Here is a 16,755-nt window from a genome sequence, read left to right as displayed (position 1 = left end):
TTGAAGATAAGCCTATATACAAAAGCCTTCTTAGCTGCCTTGACTTTAGGTATGGGATTCTATTTCTATAACATCAATTTTACTGATCATAAAATCACATCTGTATACATTCCAATTTGGAAAGATTTAAAAGACATTTCTTTAAAAGATAAAAATATTGATATCGCTATCCTCGCCTTTGCCAAAATCAATAAAACGAATGTATATTTTGATCTAGATCCTGCTAAGAACGAAGCCATTAAACAAAATATTAAAAAGCTAAAAGAGAATAATAAAAAAACAAGTTTCATCCTTGGCATTGGCGGCTATAAAGCAGATGGTTTCTCAGATGCATCAATGGACGGCAATCGATACTTTTTTACAGAGAGTATGATCGCTCTAGTCAAAGAATTAGATTTAGATGGAATCGATATAGACTGGGAATATCCAGCATTTGATTCATGGAATACGACAAAAGCAAGAACTGAAGATACGAAGAACTTCACGAATTTAATGAAAGAACTTAAAGAGAAGCTAGATATTCTCCCTCGTAAAAATAAAAATTACTATTTAAGCTTTGCCGCTGGAAATGAAGATTGGTACTTCGAAAATGTCGAGGTTACCAAAGTCGAAAAGTATGTTGATTTCATTAATGTTATGAGTTATGACCTAACGGGTGCTTGGTCAGATACGACAGGGTATAATTCTAATTTATTTAAAGATAAGCAGGAAAAAAGCAAAACGAGCGTAGATCGAATTATTAATTTATTTATCGATCATGATATTGATCCCAGCAAGCTTCTCTTAGGCATACCAGCCTACTCCTATGGATGGGAGAACGTAAAAAGCAGTCCTGATGATCATGGTGCTTTTTCCACGGGTAAGCCAATTGATATCAATAAAGTTGATTTGAGCTACAAGACCATAAAAGAAAAGTACCTAAATAAAGATGGATTTAAGCGATACTATGACGACACCGCTAAGACTGCCTATTTGTATGATGGTAGCACCTTTATAACCTATGAAGATCAAGAAGCGCTGCAGGCAAAAATTAAATACATCAAAGATAAGAAACTAGCCGGTGCCATGGTTTGGGAGTACTCCCAAGATTCCGATCATGGGATTGTCGATTACTTATCAGATAACTTGAATAAATAATATACAAAAAACCACTTTCCATTCAGATTAATTTCTGAATGGAAAGTGGTTTTTATTTATGCGGTAGAGAGGACTCGAACCTCCACGGGTATACACCCACTACCCCCTCAAGATAGCGTGTCTGCCATTCCACCACTACCGCATGTATAAGGGATCATACTATAAAGTTAAAAATGGTGAGCCATGAAGGATTCGAACCTTCGACACCCTGATTAAAAGTCAGGTGCTCTACCAACTGAGCTAATGGCTCTCGCTGACTCTTCAATGATGTCTGCCATTCATAAGAAGATGGTGACCCGTATGGGATTCGAACCCATGTTACCTCCGTGAAAGGGAGGTGTCTTAACCCCTTGACCAACGGGCCATAATAATGTTGTCTCTTTGTGACGACAAGATTGAGTATAACAAAAACCTGAACGACTGGCAAGTTTTTTTTCAAAATTCATTAAAGCATGACTCTCTAAGCTTTCTTCAGATGCAATGCCAATAAAAAACTCCCTCAGCTACAATGTAGCCAGAGAGTTATGCATTCAGTAATTACAAACGGAGAGAGAGGGATTCGAACCCTCGCACCACTTACGCAGTCTAACCCCTTAGCAGAGGGTCCCCTTATAGCCACTTGGGTATCTCTCCAAAAAGAAATGGCTCCCCGAACAGGACTCGAACCTGTGACAACTCGATTAACAGTCGAGTGCTCTACCAACTGAGCTATCAGGGAACATTATAAAATGGTAACTCTCAATAATTTATCATGATTTATCGAATGAGTCAAGTATTTGTATACGTAATTTCCCACCACATCTTCCGCAGCGATATCGTTTGGGGTCTATTTTTCGTTTTCGCAAAAATTCAAGGTTACAGCTTTGGCAAATAAGCCTATAGCGATATGGTTGGACCTTTCGCTGCCTAGTCTGAGGCAAGGATTGACAAAAGCGACTACCTCCTACCGATTGAAGGAGTTGCTTAAACTCCGGATCACGATGCTTGTACCCTCTTCCAGCGATATGAAGATGATAATGGCATAACTCATGCTTGATGATCTTTTCCACTTCCTCCTTACCATGAATATGTAGCTGATGAGGATTAATTTCAATATTGTGGCTTTTCATAAAATAACGCCCACCTGTAGACGACAATCTTGCATTGAATGAGGCCTGATGCCTGAAAGGAATGCCGAAGTTAGATAAAGAAATCTGCTCCATCCATACCTGTAACTCATCATTGGTCATGGATTCCATAAACAACTCCTTCTTACATTTTCGCAGGTCGCCGATACTTACACATCAGCTCCCCTTCTTATAGGCTTGAATTCTAACTTCAGCATAAGCTACACTGACAAGTAGAATACAACATATGGAAGGAGATTTACATCTGATGTCTAAGATGAGATATGTAATCCTGCAACAGCAGGATCAGTTACAGTTTGTAGAAATGCCTGCTGACTACGCTTACCAGCTCAGCGCACTAAATTTAAGACTCAACAAAGAAATCAATAAACTAACAGCTCAATCCATTCCACAGTTGCCACTGGCTATTGCTGAATGTGATCAACTGGATTTGTTACAGGAGCAATATACTATTCAACACGGTCTTCATTACATTAATACGCTCGAGCAATCTTTTGCATCCATTGATGAAAATAACTATCCACTCATTTCACTTCTTACTGAGATCCGTGCCCTTCAGGCACAGCTTGAACAGTGGTATGAAGAAGAAATGGAATAGAATGTCATGTCGTACCTGCACTCATAGGGCCTTCTCCCCATATGCTATTCTTAATGATGGAATGCAAGAGGAGGCGATCGCCCTTGCCGCAATGGCTTTGCAGTCAGTTGATGAAGGCGTTCCACAAGAAAGACAGACGCCAAATTAAACTGCTCAACGAATGTTGGTATTTTTACCGTAATGCACCACAAGAACATAACAGTGACGCCCAATAGTCCTTGTTAATCATCCACTAGGATTTACGGTATAACGAACGGATCAAGAGACCCAGCCCTTCTAACAAGGAACGGCTGGGTCTCTTCATGTATTCATATCAAATATAGAGCAACTATTCCTCTTGATGAGGATTCCGCATCGTCAGACCCACACGACCTTTTTTCAAATCTACGTTCAGCACCCATACGGTCACTGTATCTCCAACGGATACGACATCCATCGGATGCTTCACAAATCCATGACTGAGCTGCGAAATATGGACAAGCCCATCGCTTTTAATACCGATATCTACAAAAGCACCAAAGTCGATAACATTGCGAACCGTTCCCTGTAATTCCATTCCTGAAGCCAAATCTTCAATCTTAAGCACATCCGTGCGGAAAATCGGAAGTGGCAATTCCTCACGTGGATCACGTCCCGGGCGCTGCAAGCTTTCCAAAATATCACGAAGCGTAGGCACACCTACATCAAGCTTGGTCGCCAAGCTCTCTACCTCTTGATTCTCTAGAAGTACTGAAAGCTCCTGACTTCCCAGCTTATCAAGTTTCACACTCAGCTCCTTAAATAGTCGGTCTACAACCTTGTAAGATTCCGGGTGAATAGGAGTCTTGTCCAGCGGGTTATCACTTTCGGATATCCGCATGAAACCAATACATTGCTCGTACGTCTTCGCACCTAAGCGTGGCACACTCTGGAGCTGTTTACGGTTACTAAATTTGCCGTTCTCGTCGCGGTATTTCACAATATTCTTCGCTGTTGTTGCATTGACACCCGCTACATATGAAAGCAAGGACGGAGAAGCTGTATTTACATCTACCCCAACATGGTTAACTGCCGATTCAACGACCGCTTTAAGACTCTCGTCCAGATGTTTCTGGGATACGTCATGTTGATATTGACCGACACCAATCGCTTTTGGCTCAATCTTTACGAGTTCTGCCAGCGGATCTTGCACTCGGCGAGCAATCGAAACAGCACTACGCTCAGCCACGTCAAGTTCAGGGAATTCCTGCTGTGCAAGTTTGGATGCGGAATATACGCTTGCGCCAGCTTCATTAACGATCAAATATGCCAAATCAGGTTGGTTCAAGTCCGCGATCACCTCTGCCACAAACTGTTCTGTTTCGCGGGAAGCGGTACCGTTACCAATCACAATCAACTGGATCTCATATTTAGTGATTAGATTACGGAAAATTTCAGCAGCTTCTTTACGTTTGTTATTCGGAGGTGTTGGGTAAGTCACCGCAACCTCCAATAGTTTACTCGTATCATCTACAACGGCTAACTTACAACCCGTGCGGTAAGCTGGGTCTACTCCTAATACACGGCGTCCCTTAACAGGTGGTTGGAGCAGTAGGCTACGCAAATTGCCTGAGAAGATCGAGATGGCCTGATTTTCTCCCTTTTCCGTTAGCTCTGCCCGAATTTCCCGTTCAATGGAAGGCGCAATTAGGCGTTTATAGGAATCCTCAATCACCGCGTTTAATACATCGCGAACGACTGATGGGCCTTTAACGATATTTCGCATCATATAGTTGTGGACAGGCTCAGACTGAACATCTAGTCCTACCTTCAATATATTTTCCCGTTCGCCGCGGTTGATCGCTAATATACGGTGAGGCGGCATTTTCTTAGCGAGTTCACTATATTTATAATAATTTTCATACACGGTCTCTTGTTCAGCATCCTTCGCTTCTGAAGTGAGCATGCCATGATCCATAGTATATCGACGTACCCATGAACGAATCGTTGCTTCATCTGCAATACTTTCTGCCAAAATATCCATAGCCCCAGCGATCGCATCGTCCGCTGATTCTACACCCTTGCCTTCATCCACATATTTCGCTGCCTCTAGCTTAACGTCTCCCTGTTTAGGTTGTTCACGAATCCACTCTGCAAGCGGCTCGAGTCCCTTCTCTTTGGCAACACTAGCACGAGTTTTACGCTTTTGCCGATAAGGCCGGTACAGGTCTTCAACTTCCTGTAGCTTCACTGCTTGTTCAATGGAGGACTTTAGTTCACCCGTCAGCTTCCCTTGTTCATCAATAATGCGGATGACTTCACGCTTACGTTCTTCTAAATTACGTAGGTAAGTCGTCCGTTCTTCAATATCGCGTAGCTGATTCTCATCTAGTTCGCCAGTCATTTCCTTACGATAACGTGCGATAAAAGGAATCGTATTCCCCTCATCCAGCAGACCTACCGTTGTACGAATTTGCTTCAGAGATATTTGTAACTCCTTAGCAATCTGTCCTACAATTCGCTCTTGTTCCTTCGCTTTCAATTCTTCTGCATTCTGCTGCGTAACTTGTTCTAATTCAGCCATTTCAAATCCCTCTTCCTGAAAGTAATTATGTATATTCCGATGTATGAAAAGACGTTTGTCATTACAGTTAATATTTAAATGGATTGGAGAAACTGCATGTAAGCATTACAAATTTGTAATCATCGTTTCCTTCCTATTATCACAAACTTTGAGCTACATTTCCAGCGGGCAAGTTTTGGCATCATTTTCATGAACCCGTTTTACCGTCTCGCTGCACCTCAAAAAGGCGTACCCATAGGGCACGCCTTCATGATTTAGTACTTCGTATACTCAAGTTCAAAAATCAATTAAGCTCAGACTAATTTGGAGCGAGTCATCCACCTTTTTCATCGTTTCTTCATCAAGATGGGTAATCTTATCCGTTAGCCTTTGTTTATCAATGGTGCGAATTTGCTCCAGCAAAATAACGGAGTCCCGGTCAAATCCATGCGAAGCTGCATCAATTTCAACATGCGTAGGCAGCTTAGCCTTCTGAATTTGCGCGGTAATCGCCGCCACAATAACGGTTGGGCTGAATCGGTTACCAATATCATTCTGGATCACCAGAACGGGTCTTACTCCACCTTGTTCAGAACCGACAACGGGTGAAAGATCCGCAAAAAAGACGTCTCCGCGTTTTACGATCAATGTTTACACCCCGCTCACTAAGCGGCCAAGAGTGCTGTCTGCATCTTCTTCCGCGTGAAAGGCTTCAGAGGCCATAGTCAAATTGATTTTGGCCATTTCCATATAGCCACGCTGCATGGACTCCCGAATATAACGCTTCTTCCGTTCAGTCAAATACAGTTTCATGGCTTGCCTGATTAATTCACTGCGGTTAGAATTCTCCATGGCAACGATTCCATCCACTTCCTGCAAAAGATGATCCGGCAAGCTGATCATTATTCTTTTGGTATTCTGCATATTAGCCACCTTCTCTTCCACCCCCACAATACCTTCTCACCCTGTGCACCAGTATAACTTTATTCAAGGAAATTTATACAAAGGAATATATATGCCGAAGATATATCAGGTATGCTGCATTCATTATAAACTAATGTCGGCCTTTACGTATAGACTATCTCGTCACAACCTATATTCGTGACTCTGGTCTCATATTCCTTCAATCCTCATATAAATCAATATTCTGGTCTGGTACAGGGCAATGTTTTGAGTGAATCAGTGGATTTACCCGAGTATATAAAGAACTGTCTTTGATATACAGACGCGGTACTCGGTGAGCTATCATGCAGATCACTTCGTAGTGAATCGTACCTAGCTGAGAAGCCAGCTCATCTGCCGTAATTTGTGCGCCAGACTGCTGACCGATGAGCACAACCTCCTCACCTGCTTTAATTTCTTCTGCCTCTTCAGCAAAAGATTGTAGCGTAACCATACACTGGTCCATGCAGATGGTTCCAACAACAGGAACGCGGTGGCCGCGAATCAGTACCTCCGCTTTACCACTCAACATTCGGGAATAACCGTCAGCGTAACCAATCGGCAGGGTAGCAATGACTTCGTCATGCTCAGTTATATACCGCGTACCGTAGCTGATGCCCGAGTTTGGTGGAAGCGTTTTGACAAATACAACCTGTGTCTTCAGCGTCAAGACCGGGGTTAATTCCACGGTCTGTCGATTTACCTCATCCGATGGATATAGACCATATAGACTAATGCCTACACGAACCATGTTAAACGAAAGCTGAGGTGTATCAATTGCAGCAGCACTGTTGCCCGTATGTATTATAGGGAGGGTGTATCCTTTCTCCCCCAGTGCAACCACCACATCCTGAAAACGCTGGAACTGCATCAGTGTATAGCTTTTATCTTGTTCATCTGCTTTGGCAAAATGAGTAAACATGCCTTCGACCTGAATTTGTGGTAATGAAAGAGCCTCCATGATAAATGAAATGGCATCCTGTCCTGGAAATAGCCCCAGTCTGCCCATTCCGCTATCAATTTTGATATGAACCTTGAGTGGCAGTAGATCATCCTGAAATGGAAGCTCCTTGATGGCTTGGAGCACATCCAAACTGAATAATGTGAGCGTCACATTATAATCTCTAGCTGCTTGAACCCCTTCTGGCGGTGTATATCCCAGTACGAGTATCGGCATCTTCAATCCAGCTTCTCGAAGCTCTATTGCTTCATCTAGAAATGCTACGCTCAAATAATCTGCTCCAGCTCTCTCCATCTCACGCGCCACTTCAACCGCACCATGTCCATACGCATCGGCTTTGACACAAGCAAGTAGCTTCATGTCTGTAGGCAATGCTTGGCGAAATGCTTCGTAATTGGCGCGTAAATGATCTAAGTTCACTTCTACAGTTGTAGGTCTATATTGTCCTTGCAATTACAGTCACCTTCTCTAAGTTTTAACACTACATTGTTAAACTAATCGTAATGTTCAAGAGAGCCACTGTCAATGAACCACAACCGATCGGATTTGAGCATGTTTCCCGTACCACAGCTTTGAAATAAAGAATAGACGAATCCCTGAAATGGTAGAGGGAAAATAGCTCTAACAACTCAGGGTTCCGCCTACTTTATGTTATTTACCCGATTGTGCCTCTAAAGACGCGGCAATTTGCGACATTTCACTAACTGGGAGATTTGCGCTCGTAATTCGGAACTCTACACCCTGATCATTCATCCATGTTAACGTCTGTTGTTCATCACCAGTTAACAGCCCTGCCGTAAACCCTAAATCCACCACGGTACCGGAAGTGAGGGATACGGCCCGGTCCAGCGGACGGGATTCCATAATTGTATATTGGTATGTACCATCATACCGTAATAGCGCTGTGTGATTCGAGCTGTTTTCTAGTTTATTCGTATCTTTAACCTTCACTCCTGCGGGAACATAGTCAGGAATAATGAGACCGAAATCCCCTAATTCTTTGGTAACTGGAGTATCTGTAGAATCATCATCGCCTGTTGCCATTCCATCAACATCTATTAAATTTCCGTTCTCATCCACTTGAGCAACCGTGCCGATGGAAGAATCGTTCATTGCCGACATATTACGCTTCATATCGAAGGAATCCTTATCGAACTTAGCGTCAAAATCAAATTGTGTAAACTTCACTTCAACCACGACATGAGCCTCGGAATCAGACACTTGAACCTGTTTAGGTGCATAGTTATCTTTATTAAGCCAAATTTTCTGCCGTACAAGAGATGGACTGTGATAATTAGCAGCAACATCAAAGACATAGCTATCCTTGTCGTTAACAAACTGACGAGTATTATCACTCAGAATTCCCCGTACCAGAGTCTGATACAAGTAAACCTGCCCCTGATTATCCGGCCAATCACTTTGGAAACGGAAGCTCTTATTGAGGCTCGGCGTTAGTACGAAAACTCCTTCATCATTACGCAGGACGATTTGTTTAACGTCCTTTTGAGCATTCGCTAAACTGATCCGGTAATAAGACGGGTTCTGGTACCATACTTCCACCTGATAATCCTGCGGCTTTTCGCCTGTGTACAGCGTCATCGTGCCTGAACCTTTGTACGATCCTTGCTTACTCTGAAGTGTATCGGCCACATCATTTAAATCCTTGACCACAGCAGTAGCATCCTTCTTGCCGCATCCTGCTAACACCACAGTAACGCACAAGATCATGGCGAGAACCCATGATATCCGGCGCATGACATCATCCCCTTTAGCACTTGTTTTGAATTGATGATACATGTCTATGAGGGACTTGGTCACATTATGCAGACTAGCATGACAAGCTGAAGGATGAATGTACATTTTTCCTTACCGCCTTCGGGCATGCAGATGCAGCAAACCAGGATTCATCTGCAACTAGGACGGCGGAAAACTGACATTTAGGCCACAGTGTATACACGGCATGCCCCATACATGCGTATGGGGCGCATGATGATCAACTCTGATGCTCACGCATGGGATACGCGCGGCATGGGCATCGATTCCTTCCCCAGTTCCGCCCATATATACTTCATCAGCAGCTCCATTTTCAAAGACTGACATTCTGCCTGATCCCATAGGTTATGAATCTCTTGCGGATCCTCCTCTAAATCGAACAGTTCCCCATAGGTTTGGTTGTAATAGACCGTAATTTTATAACGATGACCCACATAGGTTTTCTGATGAATCGTAGTCGGTTCATGCCGGAATTCGCAAATTGCATGATCGCGGACGGACTTCTCCGGAGCAAGCCATACTTCGGACTGGTCCACGCCTGTCATGTCATGAGGCGGGATGGCACCTGCGAATCTAAGAAAAGTCGGAGCCAAATCAACCAGCGACTGAATGGAATCTGAGACCACGCCGGCAGGCGTTTGTCCTGGGTATCTCACGATGAAAGGAAGACGCAGCAAGTCTTCATAATGAAAGCCGCCCTTGAACATCATGCCGTGCTGGCCGAACAGATGCCCGTGATCTGTCGTAAATACGATAATGGTATGATCAGCAATTCCGAGTTCATCCAGTTTATTTAGAATGCTGCCAATCGCTTCATCCATAAAGCTGATCATCCCATAATATGTAGCCACCGCTTTCCGATGCTCCTCTTCCGTCATGCCCAGATGTGAATGATAACCGTGAATACCGTAGCCAGTTTCTTTATATTCTGAAAAGTCAGGATTTCTTTGCTGGGTCATTTGAAAATGCGGTGGATTATGATCATGCTCACCCGGCACAATCTGTGGCACCGTCAAATGATCAGGATCATACATACTTGCCCACGGCTCTGGTACCAGATAAGGAGGATGTGGATCCGGAAAGCTGGCCCATAGCATAAATGGTTCTTCCTCCCCGCTATACTTCTCCATAAGCTGATTAGACCGCTCGGCAATCCATGTATTGTAATGAACTTCTTCAGGGATCGGCCATGAGAATTGTATGGATTCATCCATCGTACCGGTCGGAGCCGAATAATAATCTCGCCAATTCTCACAGCCTCTTTCTTCCATCCAAAGCGCGTAATGCTGGCCTACTAAATATTCATTAGTATGATTTCGCAGCAGTTCAACATGCTCGAAGCCATAAAATGGACCATGAAAATCACGCCAAAATTCAAAATTATGAAGCTGATCGCGCCCCTCCAGCGTCGTGTATGGTTCCTTGGTGAAGATAGGCTGAAAATGTGCTTTCCCTATCAGAGCCGTCCGATAGCCTTGTTCCTGCAATAAATCGCCGACGGTTACTTCTTCTTCTGGCAGCTTTGTTCCTAGCGTCCATGCACCATGCTGGCTTGGATACTTGCCCGTAATGATCGATGATCGTGAAGGCGTGCAGGTCGAATTAGGACAGTACGCTCTAGTAAATGTAGCCCCCTCTTTAACTAGACGATCCAAATGAGGCGTTGATATTTCCGGGTTAAATGCACCGATGGTGTCCCAATGCTGCTGATCGCTTGTAATAAGTAAAATATTGGGCTTTGGCATAGCATTTCATCCTTTGCTGGGTTCGTTTCTATCATCTTATCTGCCAGCAAGGCCGTTCAACAATGATCGCAAGTTGCCTATCTTTAACATTTTGTCAGGTTGTATGGTACAATTCAGGCAAATTCATGTATTATGAAAGGGGATACATTCTTGCTGGAACGGGCTGAAGAGTACTATAACGTTACCCATTTCAACCCTGATGAATATGATAAAAGCGGAGGGATTTGGCCCATTCATGCGGGTATGAATGAAGCCAAGCCAGGTTATCATGCCGGGCCGCGAATGGTACCCTACTATAGTTTGCATTTTGTAAATTCAGGTGCTATGGAGTTAAATACAGGTAAGCAGACGGTTATCTTGCATAAGGGCGATATATTCTGTCTATTCCCAGATCATACCTACACGTACCGTATTCATCCGAACCCGGACAAGCTGCGCATGGGATGGGTTGCTTTTCAAGGTGAGCAGGCCTCCTTCATTCTTACCTCGATCCCACTCGTTGAATCGGTACCCTATGCATCGCAAAAAGTGACACGTGAGTTCCTGCTTTCCTTCGAGCAACTGCTTCATATCGGAACAGGAAGCTCTGTGCATGATCGTTTGAACCGCTCTATTCTGCTGTATCGGTTACTCAGCCTGCTGCTACCTACGGAACCGGTGAACAGCATTCTAACCAAACCAGATCACTGGATCGAGGACAGTAAAAATTATATGGATACCCACTTTACCGAGGATATTACCGTTCAGAGTGCCGCGGCCTATGTAGGGGTGCATCGCTCTTATTTTTCTAAACTATTCACCGAACGCGTTGGCACCACACCTACCCGATATCTGAAGCGGCTGAAAATGGACAAAGCACTCCTTATGCTGAAGCAAGGCCACTCGGTTCTGGAAACAGCCCTAAGTCTGGGATATTCGGACACCGCCTCATTTTCACGGGCATTCCATCGTTATTTCGGCTCCGCGCCAACCCACTACTACAAATAGAAGGCGTAGCTAATAGAACCATCAAAGGAGCTTTACAGATATGACGATTCTACTAATCCTCCTCATGTCGGCCATGATTATCATGTTTATTACCAAAGCCAAGAATCCGTCCGTCTACTGGATGTCGATTGTTTTGCTTGGATGGTTCCTCAGCATGTCCGGACTCGTCCTGTTTATCGCCAAATACGGCGGATTCTATTATCGCGTCAACATTGTGCTCTTTTTCAATGACATGATTCGCAACATGCTGCTTCATTCCCCAATCAGCATCGATGGCGTCAGCCGCATGATTACGATCGGCAGATCTCTATTCATATTTGGCTTTATAGGCCTGTCCCTTTCTCTCTTCTACAATAATCATATAAAGCATCGTTTTCTGGTATTGACGCTTCATGCCATTCTACCTCTCATCAATATCATTTTTTATGATCCTGTCATTTATAAACCCATGCTTAGCTTGCTTAGTCCGAGAAGCACTTATATCATCAGCTTTATTACCCGCGGATGGCTTGTTATATCAGCGCTCTACGCCACTTCGCTTATCGTTTACTATTATTCCCATGTCACAATTCCCTGGCTGAAAAGGCAGATCAAGCATATTCTCTATGGCGTGTTTGCGCTGGTTATGTTTTATTTTTATTTGGGTTTCATGGGGCCCATGCAGGTCACGGATGTTCACACTTATTATGTACTGTACTCCGATTTCACCAACTTCAATCCGCCGCTGAACCTGTTTGAGTGGTATCTTGGCATCGGTATTACAGGAATTCTATCCACAGTCAGCCTCTTATCTATATGGCGTTACACTGATATTGAGAAGAGAATGGGAGAGGAAACCCTAATGCTGGATCGCAAGCTAAAGACGGCAGATATGGGTATCAAGGTATTCACACATGGAATTAAGAATCAGCTGCTGATGATTCAGGTGCTGCTGAATCAAGCCAAATTGAATCCCTCTGTGAATGAACACGGCACTGACACTAGTAAGGATCCACTGGGGAAGGCCAACATCGTCGTATCCGAGACGCTCGAGCGTCTGGATCAGCTGTATCGTTCCATCAAAACCACCCACCTGCAGCTGCGTTCCGTGTACGTGCACGAGCTGATGAATAACATCCTAAGCCGATTCGATTCAGGTTCAAGGCAGCTTGAGGTCCGTATCCGCTTGGAGGATGAAGGAATCACCATTCTCGCTGATCAGGCTCATCTGTCTGAGGCGATTTACAATATTCTGACCAATGCGGCGGAAGCCATTCCGGAGGAGATACGCGGCTTCATCCAGATCACTTCCTATCCTGAGGGCAATTTCAACATTATCAGCGTGACGGACAATGGCTGCGGCATGGAAAAGAAACAGTTGCAAACCATCTTCGACCCCTTTGTCACAAGCAAAAATACGACCCGCAACTGGGGCGTAGGTCTATCCTATGCCAAGCAGATCGTGCATGGTCATGACGGGCGTATTCATGTCGAGAGCGAGCCTGATTATGGAACCACCTTTCAAATTGTTCTGCCAATCTATCAAAAGCATACAGCTTAGGGAGGAACATCGATATGAACACCGTACCCATTCAGGTCATCGTTGCGGAGGATTTAGACATACTGCGTGAGCATTTCTGTTCCATCCTTAGCATACATAAGGATATCCAGATTGCTGGGAAAGCCGCGAGTGGCAAGCAGGCACTACAGCTAATGCGGACGATTGGTGCCGATGTGCTTCTGATGGATATTGAGATGGACGCCAAGCATGACGGCATTATTTATGCGCAGCATATTTTAGAAGAATTCCCCCATGCCCGAATCGTATTCCTGACGGTTCATGAGGATGATGAAACCATCTTCAGTGCCTTTGAGACTGGAGCCGTGGATTATGTACTTAAGACCCGTCCGGATCAAGAAATCGTCCAGCGGGTCCGCAGTGCGCATGAAGGTATGTCACAAATGCATCCGGAAATCACCAGTAAGATCAAGAATGAATTTACACGCATCCGCAAGAATCAGGAAAACCTGTTTCAGGCCACTATGATCCTGTCCCAGCTGACGCCAAGTGAGCTTGAAATCATCCATTTGCTATACAGTGGCTACAAGACTTCCGAAATTGCCAAGCAGCGGCAGGTGGAGATTTCCACGATTAAGTCGCAGATCAACGTCATTCTGAAAAAATTCCAAAAGAAACGGAGCAAGGAGGTCATCTCCCTGCTCCGCGAGCTGAATATCATTCATTTAATCCATAAGGTGCGCGGCGCGCCTTAATTGCCGCCGGCTGCTTCCTGCGCTTTCACAAACGGTTCGGTGGCGATAAACTTGTCGCCTGGTACAACTTCAGCCATTTTGCCGTTCGCCACGAACATCTTCTCCAAATTTTCAAACCATTTCACACTTGTTCCGTCCTTCATATACCCTGCGATCTTGGAGGATTCAATCCATTCCATCGTTTCATACTGCTCTTTCAATGAATCCTCCGGAACCTGCGTATACTTTGAGGTCAGAGCGATCGTCTCATCCACGTTTTTGATTTTATAGTCATTTGCTTTAACCCATGCCTCTAGGAATTGCTGCACGACCTCAGGCTTCTCTTCCAGAAACTTCGGATTTACGACCCAGCTTGCTGGGAATACATAGTCTGGATAGAACGTACGGTTATCCCCAAGCTTCACGATATTCTCTTTGCCAAGCTGCTTCTCAATTTCCTTCGTATATGGTGACCAGATAGCCACTGCATCTACCTTGTTCGCTACGAAGCTGAGACCGCCCCAGCAACGTCAATGTTGACGATGTTGACATCCGATGGCTTAAGTCCACCCTTTTCAATACCTAGGTTTAGAATCATTTCACCCGAGGTTCCCTTGGGCACTCCAACGGTTTTTCCTTTGAGATCCTTCCAATCCTGAATGCCGGATTTCTTGGTCGCATAGACCATATCACCGAAGCCAAGGCTGGCCAGCGCGATAATCTTGCCTTGGCCTTGGGCAGCCAAGAAGGTTGCACCCGGTCCAATATAGGCGATATCCAAATCGCCAGAAGCCATTGCCTGGAATTCAGGCGGACCGCTCAAAAATTTAACTGCGTTAACATTTAGGCCCGCATCCTTGAAATAGCCCTTTTCATCCGCCACCACAATCGGCGCAGCTCCATTTAGATCGGGTATGTATCCAACGTTGATTTTCACAATCGATTTGGGAGAGTCAGTCTTAGTTTCCTTAGGAGCCTCTTGCCCGGATGTCTCCACAGCCGTTTCCCCTGTAGCCGTTTTGGTGCCAGAACCGCAGGCGCTTATCATAAGTGTCAAACATATCACTACAGATAACAGAAGAGAAGCACGAAAGCCTTTTTTTGTATTTGTTTTCATAAACAACCCATTCCCCCTTGGCATTTCTTATTTTTGTACTTCCAGATACTCCTTGTATACTTTAGCCCAAATCTCATTCTTGATTGCGATAAATTTCGGATCCATCTTCGTCGTTTGATCCCGTGGATACGGAATATCCACATCGATAATTTCCTTGATTCTACCGGTCTTGCACTCATGATGACTACACGCTGGGCGAGAATGACAGCCTCCTCCACATCATGGGTGATAAAGAAGCAGGTCTTTTTCTCCGTTTGCCATGTCTTAAGCAGATCCTCCTGCAGCTGTGCTCTTGTCTGGGCATCCAGCGCACCGAATGGCTCATCCATAAGCAGTACCTCCGGCTGAACTGCATAGGCTCGTGCAATCGCGACACGCTGCTTCATCCCCCCTGACAGCTCCTTCGGATATGCATGGGCAAAATCCTTTAGGTTGACGTACTCTAGGTACTGTTCAGCTTTTTCGCGCCGCTCGGCCTTGTTGTATCCGCGCAGCTTCAGACCAAACTCGATATTTTTAATGACGGTTTTCCAAGGAAACAAGGCATACTGCTGAAATACGACCCCCCGATCCTTTCCTGGTTCAGTAACAAGCTTACCATCCACTTCTACCCGGCCTGAGGTGGCCTTTTCTAACCCGGCAATGATGTTCAGTAAAGTGGTTTTGCCGCAGCCACTGGGTCCGACCACGCTGATAAATTCATTGGGCATAATGTCCAGGTTAGCATCATTCAGCGCAATCACCTCACCGCCTCGCACCTCATATGTCTTACGTAGATTCTCAATTTTGATTTTGGGCTGCTCTAATGTGGTTACGCCCGGGGTTACGATTTGCGCAGTTCCTGCCATCCTGTCAGTCTCCTTTCGAGATAGAGTACGCCTTTGTCCATAGCGAGGCCAATAACACCGATGACGAAAATACCCATAATGACAAGGTCCATCCTGAAGTAGAGACTCGCTTCCATAATCATGTTGCCCAGCCCCTTGTTTGCTCCGGTCATTTCTGCAGCAACCAGTGTGGTCCAGGCACTAGCCAAACCCAGCCGGACACCAATTAGAATATAAGGAAATGAGGCCGGAACCACTACTTCAAAGAATATATGACGGTCGGTTGCGCCCAGCACACGTGCGGCTTTAATCAGCGTTGGATCGACGTTACGCACACCCTGAAAAATGGAGATCACCATAACCAGGAAGGTTGCGATAAAAATAACGGCAATCTTCGCTGACTCCCCGATTCCTTGAGATACAATGACCAGCGGAATTAATGCAATGGGCGGAATGGTACGAAAAAACTGGATCCAAGGCTCAATGGCCGCCCTGATATTCTTATACCAGCCCATGACAAACGCGACAGGTATAGCTACGACAAGCCCAAGACTAAAGCCCCCGAGCACGCGCAGCATGCTGGCGGATATATTCGTCCAGAGGCTTCCAGCCTTTGCTTCCGCGAACAGCGTTTTGGCGATACGGATCGGATCCGTAATAATAGCGCCCACGCTCGGTATTTTGGATAAAGCATACCAGATCAATATCCCACAAATGACCGAGAGTGGCGTAATGAGTCGTGTAGATACGCGGCTTGCGTTCATGTTATTGCCCCTCCTCTTATTCAT

At 44.9% G+C, this 16,755-nt stretch carries 18 protein-coding genes and 5 tRNA genes; 7 read left to right on the top strand and 16 right to left on the bottom strand.

Annotated features, from left to right (window positions below; translation table 11 throughout):
* Positions 1-1,137 (top strand): glycoside hydrolase family 18 protein, encoded by a 1,137-nt coding sequence (locus JCM16418_RS10170; protein WP_036648440.1) that lies wholly within the window; start codon positions 1-3, stop codon positions 1,135-1,137.
* Between the two features lie 59 nt (positions 1,138-1,196).
* On the opposite strand, the gene JCM16418_RS10165 is transcribed toward JCM16418_RS10170, so the two are convergent.
* The 6 genes from JCM16418_RS10165 to JCM16418_RS10140 all read right to left on the bottom strand — a co-directional run bounded on the left by JCM16418_RS10165 (position 1,197) and on the right by JCM16418_RS10140 (position 2,366).
* Positions 1,197-1,279: transfer RNA gene (locus JCM16418_RS10165), tRNA-Leu, on the bottom strand.
* Positions 1,280-1,311: 32 nt separating this feature from the next.
* A tRNA-Lys gene (locus JCM16418_RS10160) sits at positions 1,312-1,387 on the bottom strand.
* Positions 1,388-1,426: 39 nt separating this feature from the next.
* Positions 1,427-1,501, bottom strand: a tRNA-Glu gene (locus tag JCM16418_RS10155).
* A gap of 180 nt (positions 1,502-1,681) precedes the next feature.
* Positions 1,682-1,770 (bottom strand) — tRNA-Ser (locus JCM16418_RS10150).
* A 9-nt stretch (positions 1,771-1,779) separates the two neighbouring features.
* A tRNA-Asn gene (locus JCM16418_RS10145) sits at positions 1,780-1,855 on the bottom strand.
* A gap of 31 nt (positions 1,856-1,886) precedes the next feature.
* Positions 1,887-2,366, bottom strand: coding sequence for a SprT family protein (locus JCM16418_RS10140; RefSeq protein WP_081765395.1), 480 nt, complete (start codon positions 2,364-2,366; stop codon positions 1,887-1,889).
* 145 nt (positions 2,367-2,511) lie between these two features.
* Here JCM16418_RS10140 and JCM16418_RS10135 point away from each other — a divergent pair, with 145 nt between their 5' ends.
* From JCM16418_RS10135 to cmpA, 3 genes are read left to right on the top strand one after another with little or no spacing between them, the layout of a single operon-like run.
* Positions 2,512-2,862, top strand: a complete 351-nt coding sequence (locus JCM16418_RS10135; protein ID WP_036648304.1) for a hypothetical protein — start codon at positions 2,512-2,514, stop codon at positions 2,860-2,862.
* 1 nt (position 2,863) lies between these two features.
* Positions 2,864-3,010, top strand: coding sequence for a hypothetical protein (locus JCM16418_RS25255; protein ID WP_162472261.1), 147 nt, complete (start codon positions 2,864-2,866; stop codon positions 3,008-3,010).
* Positions 2,973-3,077: a cortex morphogenetic protein CmpA gene (gene cmpA, locus JCM16418_RS24610; protein ID WP_242403774.1), complete on the top strand. Its 105-nt coding sequence runs from the start codon at positions 2,973-2,975 to the stop codon at positions 3,075-3,077. The genes JCM16418_RS25255 and cmpA overlap by 38 nt, the downstream gene beginning before the upstream one ends.
* Before the next feature lie 113 nt (positions 3,078-3,190).
* On the opposite strand, the gene JCM16418_RS10130 is transcribed toward cmpA, so the two are convergent.
* The 6 genes from JCM16418_RS10130 to JCM16418_RS10105 form a co-directional block, all read right to left on the bottom strand.
* Entirely contained in the window at positions 3,191-5,404 is a 2,214-nt protein-coding gene (locus JCM16418_RS10130) for a Tex family protein (protein WP_036648302.1), read from the bottom strand.
* 276 nt (positions 5,405-5,680) lie between these two features.
* Positions 5,681-6,031, bottom strand: a complete 351-nt coding sequence (locus JCM16418_RS10125) for a type II toxin-antitoxin system PemK/MazF family toxin (RefSeq protein WP_036648300.1) — start codon at positions 6,029-6,031, stop codon at positions 5,681-5,683.
* A gap of 3 nt (positions 6,032-6,034) precedes the next feature.
* The gene (locus JCM16418_RS10120) at positions 6,035-6,316 is read right to left on the bottom strand and encodes a CopG family ribbon-helix-helix protein (protein ID WP_036648438.1); all 282 of its coding nucleotides are present in this window, start codon (positions 6,314-6,316) and stop codon (positions 6,035-6,037) included.
* A gap of 190 nt (positions 6,317-6,506) precedes the next feature.
* Positions 6,507-7,739: an alanine racemase gene (gene alr / locus JCM16418_RS10115; RefSeq protein WP_052020185.1), complete on the bottom strand. Its 1,233-nt coding sequence runs from the start codon at positions 7,737-7,739 to the stop codon at positions 6,507-6,509.
* 198 nt (positions 7,740-7,937) lie between these two features.
* The gene (locus tag JCM16418_RS10110; RefSeq protein ID WP_036648432.1) at positions 7,938-9,041 is read right to left on the bottom strand and encodes a LolA family protein; all 1,104 of its coding nucleotides are present in this window, start codon (positions 9,039-9,041) and stop codon (positions 7,938-7,940) included.
* A 251-nt stretch (positions 9,042-9,292) separates the two neighbouring features.
* Positions 9,293-10,804 carry a sulfatase family protein gene (locus JCM16418_RS10105; RefSeq protein ID WP_036648298.1) on the bottom strand — a complete coding sequence of 504 codons (1,512 nt, stop codon included), beginning with the start codon at positions 10,802-10,804 and terminating at the stop codon, positions 9,293-9,295.
* 150 nt (positions 10,805-10,954) lie between these two features.
* Between JCM16418_RS10105 and JCM16418_RS10100 the strand changes: the two genes are divergently transcribed.
* From JCM16418_RS10100 to JCM16418_RS10090, 3 genes are read left to right on the top strand one after another with little or no spacing between them, the layout of a single operon-like run.
* On the top strand, positions 10,955-11,791 hold the full coding sequence (locus JCM16418_RS10100) for an AraC family transcriptional regulator (protein WP_036648296.1): 837 nt from the start codon (positions 10,955-10,957) through the stop codon (positions 11,789-11,791).
* 40 nt (positions 11,792-11,831) lie between these two features.
* Positions 11,832-13,331 (top strand): sensor histidine kinase, encoded by a 1,500-nt coding sequence (locus JCM16418_RS10095; RefSeq protein WP_036648294.1) that lies wholly within the window; start codon positions 11,832-11,834, stop codon positions 13,329-13,331.
* A gap of 14 nt (positions 13,332-13,345) precedes the next feature.
* A complete protein-coding gene (locus tag JCM16418_RS10090; protein ID WP_036648292.1) occupies positions 13,346-14,044 on the top strand; it encodes a response regulator transcription factor in 699 nt (232 codons plus the stop codon).
* Here JCM16418_RS10090 and JCM16418_RS10085 read toward each other — a convergent pair.
* The 4 genes from JCM16418_RS10085 to JCM16418_RS10070 are packed head-to-tail and all read right to left on the bottom strand — an operon-like array spanning position 14,041 to position 16,731.
* Complete coding sequence (locus JCM16418_RS10085) at positions 14,041-14,508, bottom strand: ABC transporter substrate-binding protein (protein WP_036648290.1); 468 nt, start codon at positions 14,506-14,508, stop codon at positions 14,041-14,043. The two genes, JCM16418_RS10090 and JCM16418_RS10085, sit on opposite strands and share 4 nt — an antisense overlap.
* Positions 14,509-14,525: 17 nt before the next feature.
* Complete coding sequence (locus JCM16418_RS10080) at positions 14,526-15,140, bottom strand: ABC transporter substrate-binding protein (RefSeq protein WP_036648288.1); 615 nt, start codon at positions 15,138-15,140, stop codon at positions 14,526-14,528.
* Positions 15,137-15,988 (bottom strand): ABC transporter ATP-binding protein, encoded by an 852-nt coding sequence (locus JCM16418_RS10075; RefSeq protein WP_242403773.1) that lies wholly within the window; start codon positions 15,986-15,988, stop codon positions 15,137-15,139. Before JCM16418_RS10075 ends, JCM16418_RS10080 begins: the two co-directional genes overlap by 4 nt.
* Positions 15,964-16,731, bottom strand: coding sequence for an ABC transporter permease (locus JCM16418_RS10070; protein ID WP_036648285.1), 768 nt, complete (start codon positions 16,729-16,731; stop codon positions 15,964-15,966). Before JCM16418_RS10070 ends, JCM16418_RS10075 begins: the two co-directional genes overlap by 25 nt.
* Positions 16,732-16,755: the final 24 nt, after the last annotated feature.

The organism is Paenibacillus pini JCM 16418, from assembly GCF_000576305.1.
Lineage (GTDB): Bacteria > Bacillota > Bacilli > Paenibacillales > Paenibacillaceae > Paenibacillus_AQ > Paenibacillus_AQ pini.
Note: the sequence above shows the minus strand (reverse complement) of the source record. Positions and strands in the feature narration are given on the sequence as shown.

What these genes read in the sequence shown, in the direction of transcription:
- JCM16418_RS10140 (WP_081765395.1), bottom strand. Translation starts at nt 2,366, where the DNA reads ATGACCAATGATGAGTTACAGGTATGGATGGAGCAGATTTCTTTATCT.
- JCM16418_RS10135 (WP_036648304.1), top strand. Translation starts at nt 2,512, where the DNA reads ATGTCTAAGATGAGATATGTAATCCTGCAACAGCAGGATCAGTTACAG.
- JCM16418_RS25255 (WP_162472261.1), top strand. Translation starts at nt 2,864, where the DNA reads ATGTCATGTCGTACCTGCACTCATAGGGCCTTCTCCCCATATGCTATT.
- cmpA (WP_242403774.1), top strand. Translation starts at nt 2,973, where the DNA reads ATGAAGGCGTTCCACAAGAAAGACAGACGCCAAATTAAACTGCTCAAC.
- JCM16418_RS10130 (WP_036648302.1), bottom strand. Translation starts at nt 5,404, where the DNA reads ATGGCTGAATTAGAACAAGTTACGCAGCAGAATGCAGAAGAATTGAAA.
- JCM16418_RS10110 (WP_036648432.1), bottom strand. Translation starts at nt 9,041, where the DNA reads ATGCGCCGGATATCATGGGTTCTCGCCATGATCTTGTGCGTTACTGTG.
- JCM16418_RS10105 (WP_036648298.1), bottom strand. Translation starts at nt 10,804, where the DNA reads ATGCCAAAGCCCAATATTTTACTTATTACAAGCGATCAGCAGCATTGG.
- JCM16418_RS10095 (WP_036648294.1), top strand. Translation starts at nt 11,832, where the DNA reads ATGACGATTCTACTAATCCTCCTCATGTCGGCCATGATTATCATGTTT.
- JCM16418_RS10090 (WP_036648292.1), top strand. Translation starts at nt 13,346, where the DNA reads ATGAACACCGTACCCATTCAGGTCATCGTTGCGGAGGATTTAGACATA.
- JCM16418_RS10080 (WP_036648288.1), bottom strand. Translation starts at nt 15,140, where the DNA reads ATGAAAACAAATACAAAAAAAGGCTTTCGTGCTTCTCTTCTGTTATCT.
- JCM16418_RS10075 (WP_242403773.1), bottom strand. Translation starts at nt 15,988, where the DNA reads ATGGCAGGAACTGCGCAAATCGTAACCCCGGGCGTAACCACATTAGAG.
- JCM16418_RS10070 (WP_036648285.1), bottom strand. Translation starts at nt 16,731, where the DNA reads ATGAACGCAAGCCGCGTATCTACACGACTCATTACGCCACTCTCGGTC.